This is a genomic window from Paenibacillus sp. FSL M7-0134, assembly GCF_038007865.1.
GTDB lineage: Bacteria > Bacillota > Bacilli > Paenibacillales > Paenibacillaceae > Paenibacillus > Paenibacillus polymyxa_B.
Window position 1 is genome coordinate 3,014,332 of sequence record NZ_JBBOXV010000001.1, and the last position, 26,350, is coordinate 3,040,681.

Below are 26,350 nucleotides of genomic sequence, written 5' to 3' on the forward strand. Positions count from 1 at the left end.
GAGGGGGCACCATGAGTTCACAAGTATATACATTGGAAATGAAAAAAATCAGCAAACAGTTTGCTGGTGTAGATGCGCTGCGAGCCGTGGATTTTACGGTGCAGGGTGGCGAAATTCACGCTCTGCTGGGCGCCAACGGGGCAGGGAAAAGCACATTGATGAAGATTTTGTCCGGTGCGTATCGTTCCGATCAGGGAGCTATCGTAGTTGGTGGGAAGGAACTGAACATTAGTTCACCGTGGGAGGCCAAAAGAGCGGGAATTCACTGTGTGTATCAGGAGGTCGATTCAGCGCTTGTACCTCAGTTAACTGTCGCTGAAAATATTGTAATGGACGATTTGTCTGCACCTGATGGTCGATGGTGGGCTGCACCGGGTTCTATGCGCAGACGAGCGCGTGAGGCATTAGCACGTCTGGAGGTAGATATTGACGTAAGACGATATGTGTCTGAATTGACGTTGGCAGAAAAACAGCTTGTGCTTATTGCACGCATTCTGACACAGCAAGCAAATACCATCATTTTTGATGAGCCTACGGCGCCGCTCAGCGAGGAAGAAACGCGACGTTTGTTCCGCACAATCCATACACTCAAGGATGAGGGAGTTGCATGTATCCTCATCACACACCGATTGCCGGAGGTTATCGAACACAGTGACCATGTTACAGTGATGCGTGATGGTGAGCGCGTGTTCACGGGGCCTGCCTCTGATTTAAGTGTAGGCGACATCGTTACGCATATGCTTGGGAAAACATTTGAAGAGGAGTTCCCAAAAACAGAGGTACCGATTGGTGAAACGGTATTGGAAGCGAAAGGGCTTCACAAAGGATTACGAGTGCACGGCATTGATTTACAAGTCCGATGTGGTGAAATTCTCTCTATTGTGGGTTTGGTTGGTGCAGGCAAGACAGAGCTGTCAAGACTTCTTACAGGAGCAGACAAGCCGGATAAGGGAGAGTTGACCTTTAAAGGTCGCTCCATTCGATTGAGAGAGCCAGCGGACGCGGTAGCTCAAGGAATTGTGTCCATACCCGAGGAGCGGCGTAAGCAGGGGGTATTAATTGAGGAGAGTGTGGAAAGAAACCTCAGCCTTCCGCTTTTGGGCAAACTGAGTGTCCTTGGTTTCATCAGTCGGCGTAAAGAACGAAATAACGGTAATGGAATTGTCGCCTCTCTCGGTATTAAGACGCCATCGCTCCGCCAGAATGTTAAATATTTAAGTGGTGGGAATCAGCAAAAAGTTGCGATTGGGAAATGGTTGCATTCTGGAGCGGATGTATTTGTTTTTGACGAGCCAACCAAGGGTGTAGATATAGGGGCAAAAAGTGATATTTTCCGTATCATTGGCGAGTTGGCGGAGCAAGGAAAAGCGATCATTTATCTAACCTGTGAATTTGCTGAAGGGATTGGCATTGGTGATCGGATTGCAGTGATGTATGATGGAAAAATTATAAAGGAATTTGCGCGGGGCGAAGTGGAACAGGAACAGCTTCTGTTGTATGCCAGCGGCGGTGAAGAGGTGCATTCATGAAGGAAAAATGGTTAAACGTCTCATTTCGTTACGGTGCCGTAGTTGTCATTATAGGTGTGTTAGCGTTTTTTTCATCTACATTACCTTATTTCTGGACGTATGATAATTTAATGGACATTCTTGGCTCAATTGCCATTGTGACTTTCGTTGCCATTGGTGTGACGTTGTCACTTATTGTGGACGGTTTTGACCTATCGGTGGGAGCTACAGTATCTTTGACAACGGTCGTTTCAGCTTCTTTGATGGTCTGGTATGAGCAGCCTGTTGCGGTGGTCATTATTGTGTCTCTGGTTGTCGGTGCTTTGGTAGGACTGTTGAATTCATTACTGATTATTAAACTGCGTATTCCTGATTTGCTCGCAACCCTTGCAATCATGTATATTGTAAGCGGGATTCACAAAACGTACGCCCAGGGCTATACCATATACAATCATATGCAGTTTCCCGATGGCAGCAAGGCGCCGGGGGAGATATCTCCTGCATTTCTTTTGCTGGGGCAAGGTAAATGGTTGGGTATCCCGATTTCAGTTATTTTACTGTTGCTGGCTGTGGCAGCGGTGCATGTTTTCTTGACCTATACAAAGCATGGGCGTCAAATGTATGTAACGGGTGGAAATGAGGAAGCTGCTCGTCTGTCGGGCATACGGGTAAAAAAAGTCCGTACTCTAGCCTATGTTGCTTCAGGCGTATTTGCGGCGATTGCCGGTATTTTGTATGCCTCGCGAGTAGGCTCAGGCCAAATTGACGCGGGGTCCCCCTTGCTCATGGAGGCGGTAGCTGCAGTATTCGTCGGTTTTTCGGTCTTTGGTGCTGGTAAACCCAATGTCATTGGTACATTTATTGGTGCAGTGTTGATCGGTGTGTTGGTTAATGGACTAACGATGATGAATGTGCAATATTTTGCCCATGATATTGTCAAAGGAGTAGTGCTGGTACTTGCGCTGGCCGTTACTTTTTACGTGTTAAACCGTCGTCGTACTTGAAATTGTCTGTGGACTGTATTACTATAAACCTTGTTCCACGCAAGAAGGGTGCCATAAAACGCCAGTTTCGGCCTATATTGCGGAGGTTAGGTATATTCTATGTATATTTAACGACGAAACGGAAACAGATGATAACATTATGGAAGGCAGTACGCCGCCCGGGTTATTTTATACAGGCGACCTCATATCGGTCATTAACACCGATAACCTTAATGCTGGACTACACTTGAATTGGGAGGTGAATATTATGAATAAAACGGATTTGATCAATCAGGTTTCTGAAAGCACTGAATTGTCCAAAAAGGACGTAACCAAAGCAATCGATGCAGTATTTGAGGCGATCTCTGGAGCGCTGCAAAGCGGAGATAAGGTGCAACTGGTAGGTTTCGGGAACTTTGAGGTTCGTGAACGTTCCGCACGTAAAGGACGTAACCCGCAAACAGGAGAAGAAATCGAAATCCCTGCGAGCAAAATTCCGGCATTTAAACCGGGTAAAGCGCTCAAAGACGGAATTAAATAAGATTTCTTACATATTCCCAATGCGCTGAAAAGACCGTGAATTTGATTCACGGCCTTTTCTTTTTGTCCTGTTTACTTCGTGGTAGAGGTGCTATGGACTGGAGAAGAGGAAGCTGTTCTGCCGTTTCGCGAGGCATAAGCGATCAGCACTAGGGGTTCACCTGTTAGCTCAGCAAATTCATGCTCCAGCTGTTGAAGTCGTTCGATTTGGGCAGGACTGAGATTGGCGGGAAGATAGTTTTTCATCAAATCCGTTCCTTTCTTTAATGGATGGGACTGCACGGATAGTATGGCTCGGGACACGCTAATTGTTGCAGGTAGCGAAGGAAGCATGTAGTTGACAAAACAAGCTTGAATCTCCATCATAAAAAGTATAGCTTCGGCTCTCAGGGAGGAAAAGGACATGGAAGATAACGTGACGGGTAGTAGTGAGTACGTCGTAATTAAAGCGAAAAGCAACGGATGTCAGGTTTTTGGTCTGACCAGAGGTCAGGATACACGCTTGCATCATTCAGAAAAATTGGACAAGGGCGAAGTACTGATCGTCCAATTTACGGATCATACTTCTGCTATTAAAATTCGCGGCAAAGCCGTTGTGATGACCAAGCACGGGGTAGTAGATACGGAGGATTAAAATGCAGGCATAGCCTGCTTTTTTTTGTTGTAGAATGAGAGTGAGGACCTTTACCGTAGCAAACCCACATTATGAGGTAGAGGTCAGGGGAGGCTCTGATGAAACCTTGGATTGTATTCGGTGGCTCCATTCTCATAACCATCGCAGCAGCTGTGTTGCTGCCGTCCTTACAGGTGCTGGACTCAGGAACCGCAGCAGTTCGCGAGACACAGGCGACGATTTCGCCTCAGCAACGGGTGCTGCTGTCGGATGACAATCTGGTGGATACGCTGAATGAGCTGCCGTTGACCACACCGATTGCAAGCGCAAGCTGGGAACATTCAGTCCTGACCCTGGATGTCAAGCTGTCCAAGGAAGAAACTGCCCCACTAGAGATTTATCAAAACATGGCGGAGCTTGCCGCTTTTAGCTTTTACGGAACGACGAATGTACGGCAATTGCTGCTTCGGGTGGTGACACAGGACGAATGGTCAGGAGAACGTCATCTGCTGCTTGCATCCGATATACGCCGGAACGAGTGGACGAACGAGGCATTGGAACAGCTGAGAAGCCGGGAAGGCGCGGAATTGCCAGAGGATTTGAAGTCCCGTTTCCGCATTACAGTAACGCCCATGTGGCAAAACAGGTTTAACGGTGTATATACAGATTAGATGTTTCTGCCGGTGGACCTACAGTACTTTAGTCGCGAATCATTTTAAATTGTGATATAATATAAGGCATTGCAATTATTTGAATATAGCAGAAAGTCATGTCTCGGAGGCTTAGGATGAAACCGTATCGCGTACCCCAATTAGCAAGGAAATATGTGGAATACGACATGATTCAACAACATACGGAAATGCCGGCTTTTCCTGACAGCCGTACCCGTTTGATGTTTGTGTTTTTGAACCGGAATGCGCAGGAGCTGCATGCCAGTGAGGACGAACTGTACGCATTGGTAACCTCACTTGTGCAGATGGGGCTGGATACGCATGATATGATTGATACTTTATCGGGTATACGGAGCCCGAAGGAGATGCGTTCCAGACAGCTGAAAGTGTTAGCTGGGGACTATTTTAGCAGTCGTTTCTATCAGCTACTTGCACTGGCAGGCCGCATCACGGCCATTTCGAAGCTGAGTGATGCTGTATGTGAAGTGAACGCAGGGAAAATGAGTCTGTACTGGGGGATGAAGCAATTCCGATTGGATGCAACTCAGTATTTAACTCAGATGGTTCGTTTCAAAAAGGAGCTTTTTTTATCATTCACTTCACTTGTAGCAGAACAGGATCAGGAAATTTGGAAGCAGCTTCTCAACAAATTTGCCCTCTGTGACACCTTGGTGGAGGAATGGGGCAAGCGGACAGAACCGGACAAGTCCCGTTTCGGATATATGTTCTGGCATATTTATGGTAACGGGGACCGGAACGAGCAGGCATTGCTTTCAGAGAGTGGTACTGACACTGAAGCATGGCGTAAGCTTGTTCTGAAATACAAAGCCGAGGATGCGATACTGGACAAGCTTCGCACGGCTGTTACACACATCCGGCAGATCCTGTCAGATGATCAAAATACGGGGATCGAGGAATTTGAACGCATGCTTGAGCCTTTCCTGAAGCTGCTAAATAGTCCGCACCCAGTTGTGAGGGAAGGTTAGGTGAACGTGATGGGATCAAGCGACACCAAGCCGAAAGAGCAATTCGTTCATGGCGTGTTTGAAAGCATAGCAGGTAAATACGATTTGATGAACGATATACTGAGCTTTCGCAGACATAAGGCTTGGCGGAAATTTACGATGAAAAAAATGAACATGCATCGCGGCGATACGGCAATTGATCTTTGCTGTGGTACATGTGACTGGACGCTTGCGATGGCACGAGCAAGTGAAAGTGGTCACATCGTAGGACTCGATTTTAGTCAGAACATGCTCAATGTTGGCGAGCGTAAGATTACATCAGAATCCCGTGAAAAGCAAATTAAGCTTGTTCAGGGCAACGCGATGGAACTACCTTTTGAAGATAATTCATTTGATTATGCGACGATTGGTTTCGGTCTGCGCAACGTGCCTGATCTGCGCCACGTGTTACAGGAGATGCAACGAGTCGTCAAACCTGGCGGGCAGGTCGTATGTTTGGAATTGTCCAAACCTACTTGGCAGCCGTTCAAGGGAATTTACTACACATATTTTCAACACATCTTGCCCATGCTCGGCAAATTGTTCGCCAAACGTTATGAGCAGTATAAATGGCTCCCTGATTCGTTGGCGCTTTTTCCAGGAAGGGATGAGTTGGCTGGCATCTTCCGTGAAGTCGGATTGAAGGATGTTCAGGCTCATTCTCTCACCGGAGGCATTGCGGCATTGCACATTGGAATCAAGGAGAGTCAGCATGTTTAAGAAAATTGCTATTTTTTTGGAAATGATTAAAATTGAACATACGTTATTTGCGCTCCCATTTGCATTCATGGGGGCTGTATTGGGGTCTGTTATCGTGACAGGCAACCTTCCCTCTTGGCCGCAGATCGGCTGGATTCTGCTAGCTATGGTTGGCGCACGTAGCGCGGCTTTTGGCTTCAATCGTATGATTGACCGGGTGATTGACGGGAAAAATCCGCGCACAGCAGGACGCGCTATCCCGGCGGGGTTGCTCAAATCGAGCGAAGTGGTGATTTTCATTATCGTCAGTTTGGTGTTGTTATTCTGGGCATCATTCAAGTTAAGTCCGCTGGCGTTCAAGCTGTTCCCGCTGGCCTTTTTTATGCTCGTTTTTTATTCTTACACCAAGCGTTTCACTTGGCTTTGCCATATTGTGCTTGGTCTGACCATTGGTTTGGCGCCACTCGGCGCGTGGGTTGCAGTAACGGGACAAATAGATTTGACTGCAATCGTACTATATCTCACGATTGCATTTTGGACGGCGGGATTTGATGTAATTTATGCTTGTCAGGATATAGATTTTGACCAAAACGAAGGAGTTTATTCTATTCCTGCCCGTTTTGGTGTAGCAGGTGCGTTGAACATCGCTCGGGCATTCCACGTCATTACGGCAATCGGATTTATTGTACTGTTCTTTATTGCAGATTTAAGCTGGTGGTATCTGGCGGGCATGATTATTTCGTACATTATTTTATTTTATGAACACTATATCGTATCTCCAAAAGATTTGAGTCGTTTGCAGACGGCATTCTTTACTATGAACGGTGTACTTAGCACTGTCGTGTTTGCCTTTACACTGATTGATTTGGTGGTGCGTCAATACTAATGAATAATCAGGTGAGCGGACATCAAGGCAAACGAATCGTTATTGGCATTACAGGCGCGAGCGGAAGCATTTATGGTGTGCGACTGGTAGAGACTTTGCTGGACTTGCAATACACAGTTCACCTGATCGTTTCCAATGCTGGCTGGCGGGTATTGAAAGAGGAGTTGGGCTGGAATGTGACTGACCGGGAAGGGGCTTTGAATGAACAATTCGGAGGCCGTCCCGGTTCTCTTGTATACCATCCGTTCACAGATATTGGAGCTTCGATTGCGAGCGGCTCTTATTTGGTGGATGCGATGATTATTATGCCATGCTCGATGGGGACGTTGTCAGCAGTAGCACACGGCTCGTCCGATAACCTTATGGCGAGAGCAGCGGACGTGATGATGAAGGAAGGTCGTCCGCTGATCCTTGTGCCTCGTGAAACGCCTCTACATGCCATTCATTTGGAAAACATGCTTAAGCTTGCGAGACTCGGCGTCAAAATGATTCCGGCTATGCCGGCTTTTTACTTTCATCCGAAGACGCTGGATGATATTGTGCTGTTCCTCGTAGGCAAAGTATTGGACAGCTTGCGTATAGAACATCAACTGTTTACGAGATGGGGGGATTCCGATGCCGACGCCGGACACCAAGACAATCACAATCGGAAAAATTAAATATACAAACGCTTGGCCTATTTTTCATTATTTTAATCCTTCTGAGCTTCTCCATTCGGCGGAGATGGTTTCTAAAGTTCCGGCTGAATTGAATCGAGGTATGCTGAATGGGAGTTTGGATATCAGTGCGATGTCCTCATTTGCGTATGCATCGGGTGCTGAGGAAATGCTATTGTTGCCGGATTTATCCGTCAGTGCAGATGGTCCTGTGCAATCCATTTTACTATTTTCACGCAAGCCGCTGGACGAAATCAAAAACGGAACCATTGCACTAACGAATACGTCTGCTACATCCGTGAATTTGTTGAAAATTTTGATGCAAAAGGCATGGGAAGGTCAGCCTTCCTATTTTGACTGTGAACCGGATCTTGACTTGATGCTGGAACAGGCAGATGCAGGGCTACTGATTGGAGATCACGCGATTAAGGCATCTTGGCGAAGCGAAGGTCTGTATGTTACGGACCTCGGAGAAGAGTGGAAGCGCTGGACGGGCTATAGTATGACTTTTGCTGTATGGGCAGTACGACGTGCTGTTGCTGCTCAAAATCCTGCGGCGGTGGCTGAAATTGCAAGTGCGTTCCGCGCAAGCAAGCAGCATAGTCTGTCGGACCTGACGCCTGTTATTTCTGAAGCATGCGAGGAAATTGGAGGTCTGCGAGATTATTGGGAGCGCTACTTTACTAATCTGTGTTATGATTTTGGAGAGAAGCAACAACAAGGTTTAGAGCTTTATTTTCAGTATGCGCATGAACTGGGGCTGCTTGACCGACGAGTGAAGCCGCTTCTCTGGAGTGACAATACGCTGACACGGGTGAAAGAATGAAACGATTGGATTTGTTCGGTTTATTAAAGAAGGATATGAACTTTATAGAAGAAGAGTTGTATCGCAGTATCGACAGTACGGAGCCGTTGATTAATGATACGTCGCTTCATCTGCTTAAAGCAGGGGGCAAGCGTTTGCGTCCCGTATTTGTATTGCTGGGAGGCAAGTTTGGAGAATATGATCTGGACAAGCTCAAGCGTATAGCGGTACCTCTGGAACTGATTCATTCTGCCTCTCTCGTTCACGACGATGTGATTGACGATGCGGAAATGAGACGCGGTCAACCCACCGTGAAGTCCAAATGGGACAATCGGGTGGCTATGTACACCGGAGACTACATATATGCACGTGCGCTGTCTATTGCTGCTGGACTGCCGAATCCCGACATTCACCGGGTACTGTCTAAAGCGCTGGTGCAGATGTCCATTGGTGAAATGGAACAAATTCGTGATTTTTTTAATGTGGATCAGAGTGTGCGGAATTATTTGCTTCGCATACGGCGAAAAACGGCATTGTTGATTGCGGTTAGTTGCCAGCTGGGAGCTATGGCTGCAGGGGCACGAGAAAGTGTCAATTCCCTGCTGTACAGCTATGGCTATAACGTAGGTATGGCTTTTCAAATTCAGGATGATCTGCTTGATCTGTGTGGCACGGAAAAAAAGATTGGCAAGCCGCCGGGCAGCGATATGAGACAGGGGAATATTACGCTTCCGGTGATTTATGCGCTTGAACAGCCTGAGTTGCGTGCCGATCTACTGGCTGAAATCCGCCGCATTCAGGATGGAGATGGGCAAGGAGACGCACGCAAAGCGGTGGATATGATCAAAAAAAGTGAAGGAATCGCTAAAGCTGAAATTCTCGCCGACCGATATATTAATAAAGCGCTAAACGCGCTGGACTTACTACCAGATGTCAAAACAAAAAAGACGCTACGCGATATTGCTCATTTTGTAACACGCCGCTCCTACTAAAGTTGTGTTTTGGGTTTGCTGTGACAAAATGCTTTAACCGGTTCCAAGCTTTCTGTTACAATACAGTTTAGTACTGTATAAATACATTAGATTGGATTGGGAGTGAGCCGATGGATCGTACTTTTTTGATGGTTAAACCGGATGGTGTACAACGTGGATTGATTGGACGTATCATCAGTCGACTGGAAGACAAAGGCTTCAAAATGACGGCTGGCAAGCTTGTGCAAGTATCTAGAGAACAGGCAGAACGGCATTATGCGGAGCATGTGGGCAAGCCTTTTTTTGAAGAGCTTGTAGGTTTTATCACATCAGGCCCTGTGTTTGCTATGGTATGGGAAGGGGATAACATCGTTACGCTTTCCCGCTTGTTGATTGGTAAAACACAAGTAACTGAAGCTCTTCCGGGCACAATTCGTGGAGACTTTGCAGCACATACACCGTTTAACCTCATTCATGGTTCAGATTCACCGGAGAGCGCAGAGCGCGAGATTGCAAATTTTTTCATGCCGGAAGAATCCATTCGGTATGAAAAAAGTGTGGCGACCTGGATGTAAGTTAAATTACGTATGAAGAAGGATGGTAGCATGACGGATATGGAACTGGGTCAGACGGACCCCGATTACACAGCGTTTATCCGCAAAATCAAGGACAGCACAGGTATTGATCTTGCACAATACAAAGAAGCACAGATGAAAAGGCGGTTAACTACGCTTCGCAACAAAAACGGGTTTCCCAGTTTTGTTTCTTTTTATGATGCCATGATGAAGGAAAAACCTCTATTCTATGAATTTCTGGATCGAATGACGATCAATGTTTCGGAATTTTGGCGAAATCCCAATCGGTGGGAAGTGCTGCGAGATACAATCTTGCCACAGCTGCTTGTGGGGAAGCAGAAGCTTAAGCTGTGGAGTGCTGCCTGCTCGACTGGTGAAGAGCCTTATAGCCTGGCTATGGTTCTCGACGGTAAAGGGATTTTAGGAAATTGTTCCATTACAGCTTCCGACATTGATGACGGTGCATTGGCAAAAGCCAAGGAAGGCAAATATTTGGAGCGTTCGCTCAAGGATGTACCTGAGCAGGTGGCTAGCAAATATTTTAAGCCGGATGGTGCGATGTATCGAATTGATGACCGTTTGAAACAAGCCGTGAAATTTCAAAAGCAAAACTTGCTGCTGGATCGGTTTGAGGATGGTTATGATCTCATTATCTGTCGAAATGTAATGATTTATTTTACAGAAGAGGCAAAACATACGTTGTATCAAAAGTTTGCAGCCAGTCTTCGTCCCGGCGGTGTGTTATTTGTCGGTAGTACAGAGCAAATCTTTTCTCCTAACCAATATGGTCTGGAATCGACGGAAACCTTTTTTTATCGCAAAAAAGCATAAGCCTGCATATATCATCCAAAGTTTGTAGGAACTTATTTATATCCTTGAGTAATTGATGGTTGGCTTATCAGCAAAGCACGTCCTTTAGCCCCTTTGGCTAAGAGGCGTGTTTTTGTTTATCTGCATACACGTGGCTTTTCTTGTCAAAGAAAGGTGCGTATACTATAATGAAGCACAGTTAAAGATTTTAGCGATGCACAGTTTAACAGTTTAAAGGGGGAACGCGTCATGAGTTTACGTTATTTAACCGCGGGGGAAACGCATGGTCCCCAGCTAACTGCCATTGTAGAGGGTATGCCGAGCAATTTAAAATTGGATTTTGAGGAATTGAATTTTCAGCTGCACCGTCGTCAGAAAGGGTATGGACGGGGTCGGCGTATGCAGATTGAAAAAGATACGGCGAAGATTGCCGGAGGCGTACGTCACGGCTATACCACAGGTGCACCGATTGCGCTGGTTGTGGAAAATAACGATTGGAAGCACTGGCAGAACATTATGAATATTGAGCCTATTGAAGGCAGTGATGAAGACAAGCGTCGGGTTCACCGGCCACGTCCGGGTCATGCGGATTTGAATGGCGGAATGAAATACAACCTGAAGGACCTTCGTAACGTGCTGGAGCGCTCCAGTGCACGTGAAACAGCAATTCGTGTGGCATGCGGCGGTTTGGCCCGTCAATTGCTGGCTGAGTTCGGAATCAAGGTGGCAGGTCAGGTCATCCGTATTGGGGAAATCGAAGCTCCTTACCGTGATTTGCCGATTGATGAGCTGATTGCCGTGACAGAAGCCTCCTCGGTGAGAGTAACCGATCCAGAAACCGAAAAGAAAATGGAAGCATACATTGATCTGATCAAGCAAGAAGGTGATTCAGTCGGTGGGGTAGTGGAGTGTATTGTAGAAGGTGTTCCGATTGGTCTGGGCAGTCATGTACAGTATGATCGGAAACTGGATGCACGTATCGCACAAGGCGTCATGTCGATTAATGCATTTAAAGGCGTGGAAATTGGCATCGGCTTTGAAGCAGGGGAATTGCGCGGTTCACAGGTGCATGACGAGATTCTATATGATGAGGAACGTGGATATCACCGTCGTACCAATCGTTTGGGTGGTTTTGAGGGTGGTATGACGAATGGAATGCCAGTTGTGGTTCGTGGCGTAATGAAGCCGATTCCCACACTCTACAAGCCGTTGCAAAGCGTCGACATTGATACAAAGGAAGCGTTCACCGCACAGGTTGAGCGTTCGGATGCATGTGCAGTGCCAGCGGCAAGCGTAGTCATGGAGCATGTCGTAGCTTGGGAGATTGCGAAAGCTTTGCTAGAAAAATTCGGTGGGGATTCGATTGAAGAGATTCGCGCGAATATTGCATCCTACGAAGAACAACTGGGGCGGTACTAAGATGAGTACGCTGACGGTACAACTTGGCGAACGTTCTTATCCTATTCATATCGGACGAGGGCTGTTACATCGAGCCGGAGAGTTGTTGAAGGAACGAGGAATTGCGCAAAAAAGCCCGTTGTTGATTGTTTCTGACGAAAATGTAGCGGGATTCTACTTGGCAACATTGGAGAGCAATCTTCAGGCATCTGGCTACAAGACAGTGTCCTTTGTCGTTAAGCCAGGTGAAACCTCCAAGTCGCTTGCTGTATTTGAGCAGGTCATAACAGCAGCCATTGAGGGCGGTTTGGATCGCAATTCAGCCGTTATTGCACTTGGTGGTGGTGTGGTGGGTGATTTGGCTGGATTTGTGGCAGCTTCTTATATGAGAGGTGTCAAGTTTGTACAGATCCCCACTACGATCCTTGCCCATGATAGTAGCGTGGGCGGTAAGGTCGGCATCAACCATCCTTTGGCGAAGAATATGATAGGAGCCTTCCATCAACCGGAACTTGTGTTATATGACGTAGATTCGTTGTCTACCTTACCTCCTCGTGAGGTATCTGCGGGGCTTGCTGAAATGATCAAGCATGGCTTGATCTGGGATGCTGATTTCGCCCAGTGGTGCCGTGACCATGCGACTGATTTGCTTGCGCTAGATGCGGCAGCCCTGGAGTACGGACTGGAAAAGGGGTGTTCCGTAAAAGCCGAAGTGGTGTCGCGTGATGAACGAGAAAATGATTTGCGCGCTATTCTAAATCTAGGTCATACGATTGGTCATGCGATTGAAGCCATTGCGGGATATGGTGAGTTTTTACACGGGGAAGCCATTTCTATTGGTATGGTCGGCTCCGCACTTTTGGGCGTGAAGCTGGGGGCGGATCCTTCTTTGGTAGATGAAACGAAGGATATGTTGTCTTCGCTACGGCTACCGACCTCCCTTCCGTCACATCTCGATACAGATCGGCTGCTGGACGCGATGATGCATGACAAAAAGTTCAAAGAAGGCAGCATTACTTTTGTCGTCCCACGTAGCATCGGGCACGTGGAGGTTGTGAAGGATATTTCCGTCTCTTACATCCGACGAGTTATTGAACAGTTAAAAGAGGGGGCGTAACGATGTACAATCGGGGAATTCGTGGCGCGACGACCGTAGTGAATAATGAAGAAAACGAAATTTTGGAAGCAACATGCCAACTACTGGAGGAAATTGTATCCTACAATGAAATTCAGCCAGAGGATATTAGTAACGTATGGATTACGGTGACCCATGACCTGGATACTGCCTTTCCAGCCAAGGCCATTCGTCAGCTTGATGGCTGGGATATGGTTCCGCTCATGTGTGCATTAGAAATTCCTGTGGCAGGCAGTTTACCCAAGTGCATCCGTTTGATGGTACAGGTGAACACCGATAAATCCCAGCGGGAAATTAAACATGTATATTTGAACGGAGCACAGGCGTTAAGACCGGATCTGGCTTCCCAAGGGAAATAAGTGCCCGTTTTTAAAGTTGATGGTTGCCAAAGTAACATCCCATGAGATATAGTGTGTGTAGCAGAGTTAAGTAGAGTAGAGTTAGCCAGAGACAGAGTTGAGATGAGAAGAGTGCAGCCTTAGCCAATTCCATATGAGATTACAGAGATCGGCGGTAGCGGGTAAGCTTTTGTCTATGAAGAGATATTCTTCTACAGAGAAGCTTATTTGAGGCAACCTGTGCGGTTATACAAAAGGGATGAGTGTATACTTATCTATTTGCTGTAGTCATTTTACATATGGAGCATTCTTATAATTTCGATAACTGACAGCCTCTACCTTACCGGTAGAGGCTTTTTTATATTCTCTCCTTTGGTTCTGCGCCAATTTGGAAAGGAAGTGATCTCATGTTAACGCCGCATGTGGAGCAAGTGATAACGATGGCGAGTGAATTTAACCTGATTCCTGTGTACAAAAAAGTGCTGGCTGATATGGAGACGCCGATTCGGATTTTCCGTCGGTATGCCGAGCGGGACCGTGCCTTTCTGCTAGAGAGTGTAGAGGGAGGCGAACAGTGGGCGCGACATTCATTCATCGGTACAGACCCGTTCCTAATGGTCTCGGGTAAAAAAGGACGTTTGATATTGGAGCAACACGGTAAACGGCAAATATTAAACGACAAGCCGATTGAAGCGCTCAAAGCATTGCTTCGTAAATACCGTAGTCCGAAACTGAAAGAAATGCCTCCATTTACAGGCGGGGCTATCGGATTTTTTGGATATGACTTGCTTCAATACTATGAAAAGCTGCCAGAGCATTCGGTAGATGATTTGAATATGGATGATATTCGTTTTATGTTCTGCGATCAAGTAATTGTCTTTGATCATGTGAAACAGCAAATTTTGCTGGTCGGCAATGTTCATATAGGCGAAGGGTTTCGCGATGAGGACATTCGTGCTGCTTATGCTGATGTGGAACGCAGGTTGGAGGAAACGGCGCAGTATCTGCGCAAGCAGACCCCGCCTGAGCGATTAGGATCGGCTTCCATTCCTGATGATGTGGAACTAGGTGAGATCCAATCCAATATGACGAAGGAACAATTTATATCAAACGTAGAGCAGGCAAAGGAGTATATCCGCTCCGGTGATATTTTTCAGGTTGTACTATCCCAGCGTTTTCACATTGATACAGAGGCCTCTCCTTTACAGGTATACCGCGTGCTGCGCACGATGAACCCGTCGCCATATATGTATTATTTGAAAATGGATGACGAGATCATCGTAGGTACCTCGCCTGAGGCACTCGTCAAGGTGGAAAACGGCCGGGTAGAAACCCGTCCTATTGCAGGAACGAGACCGCGTGGGGTAACGGAGACAGAAGATGCGGCACTTGCTGAAGAACTGTTAAACGATGAAAAAGAGCGTGCAGAACATCTGATGCTGGTCGATTTGGGAAGAAATGATTTGGGCCGTGTATCACAGTTTGGCACAGTCAAATGCGATACGTTTATGGAAATTGAACGCTATTCCCATGTCATGCACATTGTTTCCAATGTGTCGGGTGAGCTACGTGAGGACAAAGATTTCTTCGATGCCTTCCTGTCTTGTCTGCCAGCTGGCACTGTATCGGGGGCTCCGAAGCTACGGGCCATGGAGATTATTGCTGAGTTGGAGCGGGAAGCACGCGGACCCTATGCAGGGGCGATTGGATATTTGGGCTTCTCGGGCAATATGGACGCTTGCATTACGATTCGCACGATTGTGTTTAAAAAGAACCGGGCCTATGTCCAGGCAGGCGCTGGAATTGTGTGGGACTCGGTTCCGGAAAGCGAGTATCAGGAGACGGTAAACAAAGCAAAGGCATTGCTGAAGGCAATCCGCACGGCAGAAGTGATGTTCCCGGCAACGACACAGCCCTATAACAGCGTCATCAACCAGGATTATTTGTATACTCCGTAACACACAAAAATCTGATTTTGAGGAGGAGACGACAATGGAACGACATGACATGATGCAAGTGGGGTTAAGCCGGATCATTGAGGGACAGCATCTTTCGCGTACGGAGGCCCGTAGCGTAATGGAACAGATTATGAGTGGAAGTGCTACACAGGCGCAAATTGGCGGGCTGCTGACGGCTCTTCGCCTCAAAGGGGAAACGGTAGATGAAATCACTGGTTTTGCCGAGGCTATGCGTAGCTACGCTAGTCCAGTGCAAGCTGAAGAAGGTAGTGGTCGTTTGCTGGACACATGTGGCACTGGAGGTTCGGGTATTCACAAGTTTAATATTTCCACGATATCCGCGATCATCGCAGCTTCGGTGTCAGTGCGGGTAGCAAAGCATGGCAATCGTTCTGCAAGTGGCCGTGCTGGGAGCGCTGATGTCCTGGAGGCATTGGGAGTCAACATTCATTTGACGAGTGATCAGGCTAGGTCATGTCTGGACCGAATCGGCATCTGCTTTTTATTCGCGCAGCTGTATCATCCGTCTATGAAGCATGCCGCCGCGCCGCGTCGCGAGCTGGGTGTACGGACGGTATTTAATATGCTTGGTCCATTGACGAATCCGGCTGGTGCGGATCGGCAGCTGTTGGGCATTTATGACGCCAACAAAACGGAAGTCATTGCCGAGGTATTGAACCAGCTTGGCTCCAAACGGGCCATGGTTGTCAGTAGTCTGGATGGGCTAGATGAAATTAGTATTTCAGCTGCGACACGAGTATCCGAGCTGAAGGACGGCAAGGTTCGCACGTTCGAGCTTCATCCGTCGGATCTGGGCTTGCAGACGCATTCTCTCGATCAGGTGCTGGGTGGCGACGCACAGGTTAACGCAGATATCATACGACGAATTTTGAACGGAGAGCATGGAGCTTATCGGGATGTTGTGCTAGCGAATGCAGGAGCGTGCATTTATGTATCAGGGGCAGCAGACACCTTGACGGACGGAGTAGCACGAGCGGCAGAAGCCATTGACTCGGGACTGGCACTCTCCAAGCTGGATCAATTAATACAGGCAACGGGGGAATATCAATATGTATCTTGATAAAATTGTGGTGACGAAGCGACAAGAAGTGGAGCAGCTTAAGAAGCATTTTCAAATAAGTGAAGCTGAACGATTAATTGCTGATTTACCTGCGACGAGAGGATTCGAAAATGCGATCGCGAGCGGACGCAACCGTCCGCTCGGACTGATTGCTGAGGTGAAGAAGGCTTCCCCATCCAAAGGGTTGATTCGACCGGATTTCCATCCTGTGGACATTGCACGTGCATATGAGGGAGCAGGAGCGGATTGCATTTCTGTACTGACAGATGTGACGTATTTTCAGGGGAGCCCTGAATATTTACAGCAAATTCGCGATCAGGTGAAGATTCCGCTGCTGCGAAAGGATTTTATCATTGATGAACAGCAAATATATGAAGCTCGTCTGCTGGGAGCGGATGCGGTGCTGTTGATTGCCGCTATCCTGGAACCGCGTGTATTAGGGTCCTTTTTACAGATCGCCAAGGACCTCGGGCTGGACGCATTGGTAGAGGTGCATGACAGCGAGGAGCTTAAAGCGGTGCTGGAGCTGGGGACAGCAACCTTGATTGGTGTAAATAACCGAAATCTGCGGACATTCGAGACTCGTCTCCAGACGACAGAGGAGCTGATCTCACTAATTCCTAAAGGGATTACGTTCATCAGTGAGAGCGGAATTGCGGGACCGGAAGATGTTAAGTATCTGCATTCGGTAGGTGCACACGGTATCCTGGTGGGGGAGCATCTGATGCGCAAGGAAGATGTAGGACAGGCTGTAGCCGAATTGATGGACGGGGTTAAAGCATGAACAAAACGGGCGTAAAAATTTGTGGACTTCAAAGCGTTGAAGTGCTAAAATCTATGATAAACTTACCGGTCGATTATATAGGTTTTGTGTTTGCCGACAGCAAGCGCCGGATTGACGGCGTACAGGCTGGAGAGCTGCTTTGCGTATTGGATGAATGGACCTCAGGCAGCAGACCGCGCAGCGTGGGTGTATTTGTGAACCCTGGTGATGCACTGTTAAATGATGTGATGGAGAAAGCACCCTTGGATGTCATACAGCTGCATGGGCAGGAAAGTCCGCAGCGCTGTCGGGAGATCAGGGAGCATTTTGGTATACAGGTATTCAAGGCATGGTCTGTGGACAGTCAAGGACAGCTAGAACGCTCGGCGGACGAATTGGATGCCTATGTCGGGGCAATTGACGCTTTACTGCTGGATACATACGATCCCCTGTATGGTGGCGGCTCCGGAAAAACGTTTGCGTGGGATCGAATTCCTGCCTATCAGGCTTGGACTCATCAACATGGAATTCCTTTGTTTGTAGCCGGCGGGCTGACTGCCGATAATGCGGAAAAGCTAGTTCATGAGTATCATCCCGATGGGCTGGATGTATCCAGCGGTGTAGAGACGAACGGAGTCAAGGACATTGCAAAAATCACAGCATTCGTAGAAAGGGTGAAGCAGGCATGACACAATTACCTGATAACAACGGACGTTTTGGAACATTTGGAGGACGTTTTGTACCGGAAACGTTGATGAACGCACTGATTGAATTGGAGGAATCCTACCGTAAGTACGCGGATGATCCCGAGTTTAAAGCAGAGTTGAACGGGCTCCTAAAGGACTATTCTGGTCGGGAAACGCCGCTTTATCATGCGGAGCGTCTGAGTCAGCATTTGGGCGGGGCTAAAATTTACTTGAAGCGCGAAGATTTAAATCATACCGGTGCCCACAAAATCAATAATGCATTAGCTCAGGGTTTGTTGGCGAAGCGTATGGGTAAACAGAAGGTCATTGCTGAGACAGGCGCAGGACAGCATGGTGTCGCGACAGCGACTGTGGCTGCGTTGCTCGGATTGGAATGCAAGGTGTTTATGGGCGAAGAGGATACTGTGCGCCAGCAGCTGAACGTCTTTCGGATGCAGCTTTTGGGTGCAGAGGTCATTCCGGTGACATCGGGTACACGTACACTTAAGGATGCCGGGAATGAAGCTTTGCGTTACTGGGTCAGCCATGTCCATGATACGTTCTATATTTTGGGTTCAGCTGTCGGCCCGCATCCGTATCCGATGATGGTGCGGGACTTCCAACGTGTGATTGGTGATGAAACACGTCGCCAGATCCTAGAGAAGGAAGGCAGACTTCCGGATGTCATCGTGGCAGCGATCGGTGGCGGAAGCAATGCCATCGGCATGTTTTATCCTTTTATTGAGGATCAGGGCGTCGCTTTGATTGGCGTGGAGGCCGCTGGAAAAGGTGTCGAAACGGAATTCCATGCAGCTACAATGACCAAGGGAACACAAGGGGTCTTCCAAGGATCTATGAGTTATCTGCTTCAGGATGAGTACGGACAAGTGCAGCCTGCGCATTCCATCTCGGCTGGACTGGATTATCCAGGTGTTGGACCGGAGCATTCATACCTGAAAGATATTGAGCGGGCCAAGTATGTTCCGATTACCGATCAGGAAGCGCTGGATGCGCTTCAGCTTCTCTGCCGTACCGAAGGAATACTTCCTGCATTAGAGTCGGCACATGCAGTTGCACAGGTCGTCAAGCTGGCACCTACGTTGACGGCAGATGATATTATCGTCATTTGTTTGTCTGGACGCGGGGATAAAGATGTGGACTCCATTATCAAGTATTTGGGAGGAAATCCGTCATGAATTTAATTGATCAGGCGTTTGGTCGCCTTAAAAATGAAGGCAAAACGGCATTAATTCCTTTTCTGACGGTAGGTGACCCGGATGTGGATACTACAATAGAGATCATTCGGCAGTTAGAGTCGGCCGGAGCTGACATATTGGAACTGGGTGTACCCTATTCCGACCCGCTGGCTGACGGTCCTGTAATTCAGCGCGCGTCTGAGCGTGCACTGAAACGGCAAATTTCCATCCGCACGTGCATGGAGACAGCTTCTCTGGCTAGGGCGGCAGGTTCAAGCCTGCCTTTTATTCTGTTCACGTATTATAACCCTGTATTACAGATGGGTATGGATGCTTTCTTCGCAGGCTTGCAGGAGCACGGTATCAGCGGTCTGATTATTCCGGACCTTCCGCTTGAGGAAGCGGAGGAGCTGGGAGGACGGGCAGCAGAGGTGGGTGTGCATCTGATTCCTCTGGTGGCTCCAACTTCTGAACAGCGGATCGAGCGAATTGTCCGTCAGGCCCGAGGATTTGTATACTGTGTATCCTCGCTGGGTGTAACCGGGGAAAGAGCTTCCTTTTTTGAAGGTATAGAGGGCTTTATCGCGCAGGTCAAACGGCATACGGATATTCCGGTAGCGGTCGGCTTTGGGATCTCTACTCAAGAGCAGGTAGCCCGGTTTTCAAACATTTGCGATGGAGTTGTGGTCGGCAGTGCTATTGTACGTCAGGTGGAAGAAGCCATTCCATTGCTGAATGATTCTGCGCGCAGGCAAGAAGGTCTTTTGCAAATTCATAATTTTGTGGCACAATTAAAGCAGTAATGGCTGTCAAAATAGAAAGTAATAAATATGTTCTGATTGGATAGAGGAGGTAGGGGCATGCAACCTAAACCGCATATTGTACATTTGCCAGTATATCAGCCCGGTAAACCGATTGAAGACGTAAAACGTGAGCTGGGACTCGATGAAGTCATCAAGCTCGCCTCGAACGAGAATCCGTATGGTAGCTCTCCCAAAGTGTTGCAGGCCATTCAGCAGGAGTTTGCTAACATTAGTGTATATCCTGACGGAAGTGCCGTAGCTTTGACACAGGCACTAGCTAAACGGACGGGTTTAAAAGAGGAACAGTTTATCTATGGCTGCGGATCTGACGAAATAATTGCGTTGATTACGCGTGCTTTTCTCCTTCCCGGGGAAGAAAGCATTATGGCCGATCAGACATTTTCCGTATACAAAAGTAACGTAGAAATTGAGGGAGCGGTTGCAGTTGAGGTGCCTTTGCGTGACGGTGTACATGATCTGGATGCTATGCTGTCCCACATCAATGACCGTACGAAAATTATTTGGATCTGTAATCCAAATAACCCGACGGGCACGATTGTACCCGAAGCAGAGCTGATTGCGTTTTTGGACCAAGTACCAAAGCATATCATGGTTGTACTGGATGAAGCCTACGCCGAGTTTGTGACGGATCGCTCGTATCCCGACGGCATTCGTTTGTTGCCAGCGTATGAAAACCTGGTTGTACTACGCACCTTCTCCAAAATCTATGGGCTTGCTTCGTTGCGCATTGGTTATGGTATGGGAGCTGAGTCAATCATTCGCTTGATAAATCAGGTTCGTGAACCGTTTAATACATCACGGGTAGCACAGGCTGCGGCCATTGCTGCCTTGGAAGATCAGGAATTTGTTCAAGAATGCCGGGATCGTAATGCAGAGGGCAGAGCTTATTTGCAAAATGAGCTGAAGCGTCTGGGACTGGAGTCTTTCCCGGCACATGGTAATTTTATTATGCTGGATGGACGTCGTCCATCCGGTGAAGTATTCCAGGAGTTGCTTCGTAAAGGTGTGATTATTCGCGCAGGTCATCACAAATATCCGACATATATTAGGGTGTCGGTTGGATCACAGCCGCAAAATGAGTTGTTTATTCGTGCGCTGGAACAGGTCCTGGGGGCGGAAGCGGCGAAAGTACGCCTATAATTTCCGCAGATGGGATTTGATAATTGATGAAGATTGCCATTTTCGGCGTGGGACTGATTGGTGGGTCCCTCGCACTTTGTTTTAAAGGGAAGCCGAATATTACTGTTGTCGGCCATGCTCATCTCCCTGAACTGATGGAACCGATGTTAAGCCGTGGTGTCGTGGACACCGCGACTCTCTCGGTTGAAGAAGCGGCAGCGGATGCCGATTTTATTTTTTTATGCGTACCTGTGGGCTTACTGGAGCATTATCTCGAACTGTTAAGCAAGTTACCGCTTAAAGCGGGTTGTATTATCACTGATGTAGGCAGCACGAAATCGGCAATTGCCAAGAAAGCATCAGAAATTTCTTTGCGCAACGCTTACTTTATCGGTGGTCATCCAATGGCCGGTTCAGAGCGTTCCGGTGTAAAGGCTGCTTCCGCGTTGCTGTTTGAAAACGCATATTATGTGCTTTCCCCGGCAGAGGGTGTGCCAGAGGAAGCATACAGTTCACTGGAACGTTTGTTAAAATATACTAGTGCTCATGTTGTGCGTGTCCAACCTGATATGCACGATGACATTGTCGGCGCGATTAGCCATCTTCCGCACATTATTGCAGCGGCGCTGGTGAATCAGGTGCGAAAGCACAATGATGAAAATCCGTTGTACCGTACATTGGCTGCCGGTGGGTTCCGTGATATTACACGGATAGCCTCTAGTGATCCGGTTGTGTGGCGGGACATTTTACTGAGCAATCGTGAAGTTTTACTAGGTCTGTTGGAAGAATGGAACGGACAGATTGAGCGTTTTACCCATTTACTGAGAATACAAGACGGTGAGGGAATAGCTGACGAGTTTTTGACAGCTGGGCACTTCCGCAGTGAACTGCCAGAGCGTCGCAAAGGAGTCATCGTCTCCACGTTTGATCTGTATATTGATGTACCGGATACCCCAGGGATTATCGGGCGAATTGCTATGGAACTCGGTAATCACAGCATTAATCTGAGCAATATGCAAATCATTGAAAGCCGGGAGGATGTCCCAGGCATCATGCGGCTTTCCTTCCGTCAAGAGCAGGATTGGGAGCGTGCTAAGACTCTGCTGGATTCGATGGGCTATAAAGTGGTGGTATAGGAAGGAAAGTGAGATGTTCGTTAAGGAGGCCGCTTCGCGATTCATTTGATCTTACGATCGCTGTTGCCGCCGGATTTTTTTCGATCAGATTCTTTAATGGGAAAATCCGGCGGCAAAGGCGAACGCTCCGCTTCTCCAGATTCAAATGAACCTCTGCGCTACTGACCGCCTATAAAGCAACACACACTTTCTGGGAGTGAAGTAGTAGAAAAGATCTAGAGCGGACGAAGGTTTCTTCGTCCGCTTTTTTTAAAGCTCCTTTTTTTGAATAAAAAAAAGACCACCCGGGTAAAGCCCCGGGTGGTAGCTACTTTTAGTGAAGTAGCTGAGTAGGATAGGAGTGGAGAGAAACCATACTGTACTTTCATTATATGTATACGTTTTCATTTTGTCAATATTTTTTTAAAGCGTTTTCTTTTTGTGTATTTATCCTTATTGGTGCATTTGAAAAGAACACTTTCAATCGGTTAGTCATTTAATCTTGAAAAAATTTAAAATCCATTGAAAAGCTGTATAAATGAATTAGTTGCCAGCGTTAGGGAGGCATTGATGGAAATCGTGGGGATTTTGGACTTTTTTACTGGCGGTCATTTTGTGGTACAATGGGTAAGTCCATTTTGGATGTTGAATATTGTTGGGGATAGCACCGTTAATGTTGGCACTACATAGGGTAAGAAAATAACAAATGTTCCATGATGCTGTTTCATCCATTTGCGCAGAGTGCGCAACTTTTTTTGACCTGTTCGGTATATATAGACAGAATCGAACGGGAAAACAGCACATGTATGGGCGAGGAGGGTCTCACTCGGATGATGACAGATTCCCAGATGATTCAGGAAATCAAACAAGGTAATGTTGAGGTTTATTCAGAATTAATGAGGCGGCACCAACGTAAAATTTTAGCTTTTGTTTATCATATGCTGAAAAGTTCGAACCTGGAAATGATTGCTGAGGACTTATGCTCAGAAACGTTTTATAAAGCGTATCGGAGCCTGCACTCTTTTCGCGAGGTAGACGCATCGTTCTCCACTTGGTTATATACAATTGCACGCAATACGGTGCTAAGTGAGCTTCGCAAGCACCGTAGCGGTCAGGTTCCATTGGAGGAGAGCGGTTATGTACCGGTAGCTCCATCGGATGTAATTCCGGAGCAGGCTGTCCTTCGCGGCGAGAAGGTAGAGATGGTTCGTGAAGCGATCAATAGATTGCCTGAGAAGCAGCGATCTGCGCTGATTTTACGTGAATATGAGCAATTAGATTATCAGGAGATTGCGACTATTTTAGGACAGACGGTCAGTGCGGTGAAGTCATTGCTTTTCCGGGCAAGAACCAGTGTGAAGACGCAGTTGGAGCCTTATTTTTTTGAGCCTCTCTATGAGGAAAACGAAGGGATGAGCAGCCAATGAAATCCAGGGACACTGAGGATTTGTTCGCTACAGGCAAAAATGTATCGAAACAAGACTCGGAGCGCAGACGGGCCAAAAGCTCGTCTGCTGGGTGGGAGCATGGTTCGGAAGAAAAAGAGTTGGATTTGTCAAAAGAAAATCGATCCGCCATTCGTGATATTTCCTTTGAAATAACAGATGATAAGCTAGAGGCAATGAATCGCAGGGTCATGGATCGAATTTATGAAGAATCACCGTGGCTTGTTCCGGGCGAGCATCGACGTGCGCGTGTGAACCCAGCAGCCCGTAAGTATATGTCTGTATGGATCGCCGGCTTCTTGGCCGTATTTTTATGCAGCTTTTTGTTTTTGAACTGGAATGGAAGCTCCTCTCAGGAAAATCCCCCTCAAGCAGCTCCTGTCATGGACACTGGTATTTTACCGACAGGCCTGTTGGAAACTACAAGTACATCTCGACAATATCAATACCACATTAAAGATGTGAATAGTGGCATTATGGACCCGCTGGTTGCTAGCATTGTTCCTACTTATCCGCAATACTGGATGCTGTTGTCTGTATTGGCACTTGCGCTTGCTTTATTTTCTCTGGGCTGGATCCATCGGGCGAGAAGGGTCAGAAATTAGCAGGACAGCTGGTCCAATATGAATTCATAACAATGACTGAATAACAAAACAGCGGAGGAAACGACACGATGCTTATTGGCTTGATCAGACATGGATTGACGGATTGGAACGCGGTAGGGAAAATCCAGGGCCACAGTGATATTCCGTTGAATGAGGAAGGGCGCAGACAGGCACGCCTGCTAGCAGAACGATTAAAGGAAGAGCCTTATCATTGGGACGGGCTTATTACAAGTAGTCTCTCCAGAGCGAAAGAGACTGGGGAGATTATTGCTTCTGCTCTGCATCTCCCGTTGTTAGAGCCTGATGATCGACTAAGAGAACGTGCTTATGGTCAGGTCGAGGGCATGACACAGGCCGAGCGTGAAGAGAAGTGGGGAGTCGACTGGCATCTGCTGGATCTAGGGCAGGAAAGCGATGCGGATCTTCAGCTTCGTGGGCTAGCTTTTATGGAGGCCATTTGGACGGGAAATCGGGACAAGAATCTGCTGGTCGTTTCCCACGGCGGTTTTTTGGCTAATTTGTATAAGGCTCTGTATCAGGAAAAATTCACGGAACGAATCGGCAATTTGTCACTTAGCGTACTCCAGCGTGAGGATATGGATTGGGCACCACTTTTGTATAATTGCACGAAGCATTTGCAAGAGAAAAGTGACTGTAACTCAAAAAGTTAGTAAAAGACCAAGGCTTCTACTTATCGTAGAAGTCGTGGTCTTTTTTGTTTTTTAATTATACCTTTGCAAAAAAGAGGTTTAGAGTCTGAACAATCCGTCAAAGCTGTGGGTACAACAGGTAAGAATCAATTCCGGATGACAGTCCAGTGACGAGGCGATGGAACAATGAATCTGGCGGATATGCTGACATTTGCGGATATTGTGCATTTGAACAGAATCGCGGTGTATTACGATTGTGACTGTAAACCTAATTCCAAGCATGAGTTGATCCAGGGGATTTTGACGAAGCTCGGCAGCAGTAGTTTTTTTGAGACGCAGGTCAAGGAGCTGAGGTTGTCAGAGGTAAGGTTTTTGAACGCGCTGCTGTTCGATGACCGACCGTATTTCAGCATGGAGGAATTGGTTGCAATAGCCAAACAGTCTGTTGAGGAGGACGAAAGTCCTGGTGAGCGGCCAAGGGATATTGTGACCCGTCTGCGTTCTAGTGGCTGGTTGTTCAATGGTTCGACGCACAATACGAGGTATTTGTTCCAAATTCCGTTGGATATGAAGGAGCGCTTTCGACGTGTTATGGTACATGACTTCCAAAGCGGAATGACCCGGGTGAGCGAACCGTCGTCGTACCGGGATGAAGGGCATCTGCTGGCAGAGGATTTACGACTTTTCCTTCAATACATGGGGCAGCATGAGGTTCCGCTAAATCCCGAGGGAGCTTGGTATCGTCGCAATCAGCAGCAGCTGATGGAGCATTTGCACATTGCGGAGCCGCTTTTGGGTAAGGGAGGATGGCGTTTCGGGTATGGCTCCTCTTTTAAGTTTTATCCAGACCGAATGGCACTACTGTATGATTATGCCCGTCACTCCAAGTACATTGAGGAGAAAGGGGACCAAGTTGTGCTGACAGCAAAGGGAGAAGCGCATCAGGAGCATACAATTGAGCAGGAAATGATACAGCTATTCAGGTTTTGGTTAAGATTGTATAAAGGAGCCGTTCCTAATTTGCTCTCTCTAGTCTACTGGATTGGAGAATGTGCCAGGCCTTGGACGTCCTCAGAGTCGCTTTTTGTACATATCGGCCCACTGATTCGACCGTTTTACTATGATACGCCCCGTTCGGTCTTTGATCAGAGGATTATACGAATGATGCTTCACTTGGGTATGCTTCGTCAGGGTGATCATTCGACAGGACCATCTGTACAGATGACGGCCTGGGGGCTGAAGTTGGCGGGAGAGTGCCGCATTGGGCGGAACGACTCGGGTATACGGCTCCATTGACAAGCAGCACACATGTTGAT

29 protein-coding genes are annotated in these 26,350 nt (G+C 47.5%); 28 read left to right on the plus strand and 1 reads right to left on the minus strand.

The genetic code is table 11. The features are described 5' to 3' along the window. Positions 1-11 precede the first annotated feature (11 nt). The 3 genes from NSQ58_RS13485 to NSQ58_RS13495 all read left to right on the plus strand — a co-directional run bounded on the left by NSQ58_RS13485 (position 12) and on the right by NSQ58_RS13495 (position 3,032). The gene (locus tag NSQ58_RS13485; RefSeq protein ID WP_254347450.1) at positions 12-1,529 is read left to right on the plus strand and encodes a sugar ABC transporter ATP-binding protein; all 1,518 of its coding nucleotides are present in this window, start codon (positions 12-14) and stop codon (positions 1,527-1,529) included. Continuing rightward, positions 1,526-2,512 (plus strand): ABC transporter permease, encoded by a 987-nt coding sequence (locus NSQ58_RS13490; RefSeq protein WP_013310733.1) that lies wholly within the window; start codon positions 1,526-1,528, stop codon positions 2,510-2,512. The genes NSQ58_RS13485 and NSQ58_RS13490 overlap by 4 nt, the downstream gene beginning before the upstream one ends. 247 nt (positions 2,513-2,759) lie before the next feature. Then, entirely contained in the window at positions 2,760-3,032 is a 273-nt protein-coding gene (locus NSQ58_RS13495) for an HU family DNA-binding protein (protein WP_013310732.1), read from the plus strand. Positions 3,033-3,103: 71 nt separating this feature from the next. Here NSQ58_RS13495 and NSQ58_RS13500 read toward each other — a convergent pair whose 3' ends face one another. Then, a complete protein-coding gene (locus NSQ58_RS13500) occupies positions 3,104-3,397 on the minus strand; it encodes a hypothetical protein (protein WP_034095056.1) in 294 nt (97 codons plus the stop codon). A gap of 37 nt (positions 3,398-3,434) precedes the next feature. Here NSQ58_RS13500 and mtrB point away from each other — a divergent pair, with 37 nt between their 5' ends. From mtrB to NSQ58_RS13625, 25 genes are all read left to right on the plus strand, one after another. Next, positions 3,435-3,665 (plus strand): trp RNA-binding attenuation protein MtrB, encoded by a 231-nt coding sequence (gene mtrB / locus NSQ58_RS13505; protein WP_013310730.1) that lies wholly within the window; start codon positions 3,435-3,437, stop codon positions 3,663-3,665. A gap of 98 nt (positions 3,666-3,763) precedes the next feature. Continuing rightward, a complete protein-coding gene (locus NSQ58_RS13510; RefSeq protein WP_023989175.1) occupies positions 3,764-4,315 on the plus strand; it encodes a hypothetical protein in 552 nt (183 codons plus the stop codon). A gap of 116 nt (positions 4,316-4,431) precedes the next feature. Continuing rightward, the gene (locus tag NSQ58_RS13515; RefSeq protein ID WP_023989174.1) at positions 4,432-5,301 is read left to right on the plus strand and encodes a heptaprenyl diphosphate synthase component 1; all 870 of its coding nucleotides are present in this window, start codon (positions 4,432-4,434) and stop codon (positions 5,299-5,301) included. Positions 5,302-5,310: 9 nt separating this feature from the next. Further along, positions 5,311-6,039, plus strand: coding sequence for a demethylmenaquinone methyltransferase (locus tag NSQ58_RS13520; protein ID WP_023989173.1), 729 nt, complete (start codon positions 5,311-5,313; stop codon positions 6,037-6,039). After that, positions 6,032-6,904 carry a UbiA-like polyprenyltransferase gene (locus NSQ58_RS13525; RefSeq protein ID WP_028540635.1) on the plus strand — a complete coding sequence of 291 codons (873 nt, stop codon included), beginning with the start codon at positions 6,032-6,034 and terminating at the stop codon, positions 6,902-6,904. Before NSQ58_RS13520 ends, NSQ58_RS13525 begins: the two co-directional genes overlap by 8 nt. Continuing rightward, positions 6,904-7,563, plus strand: coding sequence for a UbiX family flavin prenyltransferase (locus NSQ58_RS13530; RefSeq protein WP_013310725.1), 660 nt, complete (start codon positions 6,904-6,906; stop codon positions 7,561-7,563). Before NSQ58_RS13525 ends, NSQ58_RS13530 begins: the two co-directional genes overlap by 1 nt. Continuing rightward, a complete protein-coding gene (locus NSQ58_RS13535) occupies positions 7,520-8,386 on the plus strand; it encodes a menaquinone biosynthetic enzyme MqnA/MqnD family protein (RefSeq protein WP_279832730.1) in 867 nt (288 codons plus the stop codon). The genes NSQ58_RS13530 and NSQ58_RS13535 overlap by 44 nt, the downstream gene beginning before the upstream one ends. Next, the gene (locus NSQ58_RS13540; protein ID WP_013310723.1) at positions 8,383-9,357 is read left to right on the plus strand and encodes a polyprenyl synthetase family protein; all 975 of its coding nucleotides are present in this window, start codon (positions 8,383-8,385) and stop codon (positions 9,355-9,357) included. The genes NSQ58_RS13535 and NSQ58_RS13540 overlap by 4 nt, the downstream gene beginning before the upstream one ends. A gap of 110 nt (positions 9,358-9,467) precedes the next feature. Then, positions 9,468-9,911 (plus strand): nucleoside-diphosphate kinase, encoded by a 444-nt coding sequence (gene ndk / locus NSQ58_RS13545; RefSeq protein ID WP_023989170.1) that lies wholly within the window; start codon positions 9,468-9,470, stop codon positions 9,909-9,911. Positions 9,912-9,941: 30 nt separating this feature from the next. Continuing rightward, positions 9,942-10,742 carry a CheR family methyltransferase gene (locus tag NSQ58_RS13550; protein ID WP_023989169.1) on the plus strand — a complete coding sequence of 267 codons (801 nt, stop codon included), beginning with the start codon at positions 9,942-9,944 and terminating at the stop codon, positions 10,740-10,742. A 228-nt stretch (positions 10,743-10,970) separates the two neighbouring features. Beyond that, entirely contained in the window at positions 10,971-12,140 is a 1,170-nt protein-coding gene (aroC, locus tag NSQ58_RS13555; RefSeq protein WP_028540638.1) for a chorismate synthase, read from the plus strand. Position 12,141: 1 nt separating this feature from the next. Then, complete coding sequence (aroB, locus tag NSQ58_RS13560; protein ID WP_076264841.1) at positions 12,142-13,236, plus strand: 3-dehydroquinate synthase; 1,095 nt, start codon at positions 12,142-12,144, stop codon at positions 13,234-13,236. Positions 13,237-13,238: 2 nt separating this feature from the next. Beyond that, the gene (gene aroH / locus NSQ58_RS13565; protein WP_013310718.1) at positions 13,239-13,613 is read left to right on the plus strand and encodes a chorismate mutase; all 375 of its coding nucleotides are present in this window, start codon (positions 13,239-13,241) and stop codon (positions 13,611-13,613) included. Between the two features lie 386 nt (positions 13,614-13,999). Then, entirely contained in the window at positions 14,000-15,550 is a 1,551-nt protein-coding gene (gene trpE / locus NSQ58_RS13570; protein ID WP_028540639.1) for an anthranilate synthase component I, read from the plus strand. Positions 15,551-15,584: 34 nt separating this feature from the next. Further along, complete coding sequence (gene trpD / locus NSQ58_RS13575; protein WP_075154393.1) at positions 15,585-16,631, plus strand: anthranilate phosphoribosyltransferase; 1,047 nt, start codon at positions 15,585-15,587, stop codon at positions 16,629-16,631. Then, on the plus strand, positions 16,621-17,415 hold the full coding sequence (gene trpC, locus NSQ58_RS13580) for an indole-3-glycerol phosphate synthase TrpC (RefSeq protein WP_341057580.1): 795 nt from the start codon (positions 16,621-16,623) through the stop codon (positions 17,413-17,415). The genes trpD and trpC overlap by 11 nt, the downstream gene beginning before the upstream one ends. Next, positions 17,412-18,083 (plus strand): phosphoribosylanthranilate isomerase, encoded by a 672-nt coding sequence (locus NSQ58_RS13585; RefSeq protein WP_341057581.1) that lies wholly within the window; start codon positions 17,412-17,414, stop codon positions 18,081-18,083. The genes trpC and NSQ58_RS13585 overlap by 4 nt, the downstream gene beginning before the upstream one ends. Further along, entirely contained in the window at positions 18,080-19,276 is a 1,197-nt protein-coding gene (gene trpB / locus NSQ58_RS13590) for a tryptophan synthase subunit beta (RefSeq protein ID WP_013310713.1), read from the plus strand. Before NSQ58_RS13585 ends, trpB begins: the two co-directional genes overlap by 4 nt. Beyond that, positions 19,273-20,079, plus strand: a complete 807-nt coding sequence (gene trpA, locus NSQ58_RS13595; protein WP_023989161.1) for a tryptophan synthase subunit alpha — start codon at positions 19,273-19,275, stop codon at positions 20,077-20,079. Before trpB ends, trpA begins: the two co-directional genes overlap by 4 nt. A 57-nt stretch (positions 20,080-20,136) precedes the next feature. Then, positions 20,137-21,240 carry a histidinol-phosphate transaminase gene (hisC, locus tag NSQ58_RS13600; RefSeq protein WP_341057582.1) on the plus strand — a complete coding sequence of 368 codons (1,104 nt, stop codon included), beginning with the start codon at positions 20,137-20,139 and terminating at the stop codon, positions 21,238-21,240. A gap of 26 nt (positions 21,241-21,266) precedes the next feature. Next, positions 21,267-22,355 carry a prephenate dehydrogenase gene (locus NSQ58_RS13605; RefSeq protein ID WP_068941606.1) on the plus strand — a complete coding sequence of 363 codons (1,089 nt, stop codon included), beginning with the start codon at positions 21,267-21,269 and terminating at the stop codon, positions 22,353-22,355. A gap of 809 nt (positions 22,356-23,164) precedes the next feature. Beyond that, entirely contained in the window at positions 23,165-23,761 is a 597-nt protein-coding gene (locus tag NSQ58_RS13610; protein WP_013310707.1) for an RNA polymerase sigma factor, read from the plus strand. Beyond that, positions 23,758-24,384, plus strand: coding sequence for an anti-sigma factor (locus NSQ58_RS13615; protein ID WP_341057584.1), 627 nt, complete (start codon positions 23,758-23,760; stop codon positions 24,382-24,384). The genes NSQ58_RS13610 and NSQ58_RS13615 overlap by 4 nt, the downstream gene beginning before the upstream one ends. A gap of 68 nt (positions 24,385-24,452) precedes the next feature. After that, the gene (locus NSQ58_RS13620) at positions 24,453-25,055 is read left to right on the plus strand and encodes a histidine phosphatase family protein (protein ID WP_023989155.1); all 603 of its coding nucleotides are present in this window, start codon (positions 24,453-24,455) and stop codon (positions 25,053-25,055) included. A 165-nt stretch (positions 25,056-25,220) separates the two neighbouring features. After that, on the plus strand, positions 25,221-26,330 hold the full coding sequence (locus NSQ58_RS13625) for a hypothetical protein (protein WP_023989154.1): 1,110 nt from the start codon (positions 25,221-25,223) through the stop codon (positions 26,328-26,330). Positions 26,331-26,350: the final 20 nt, after the last annotated feature.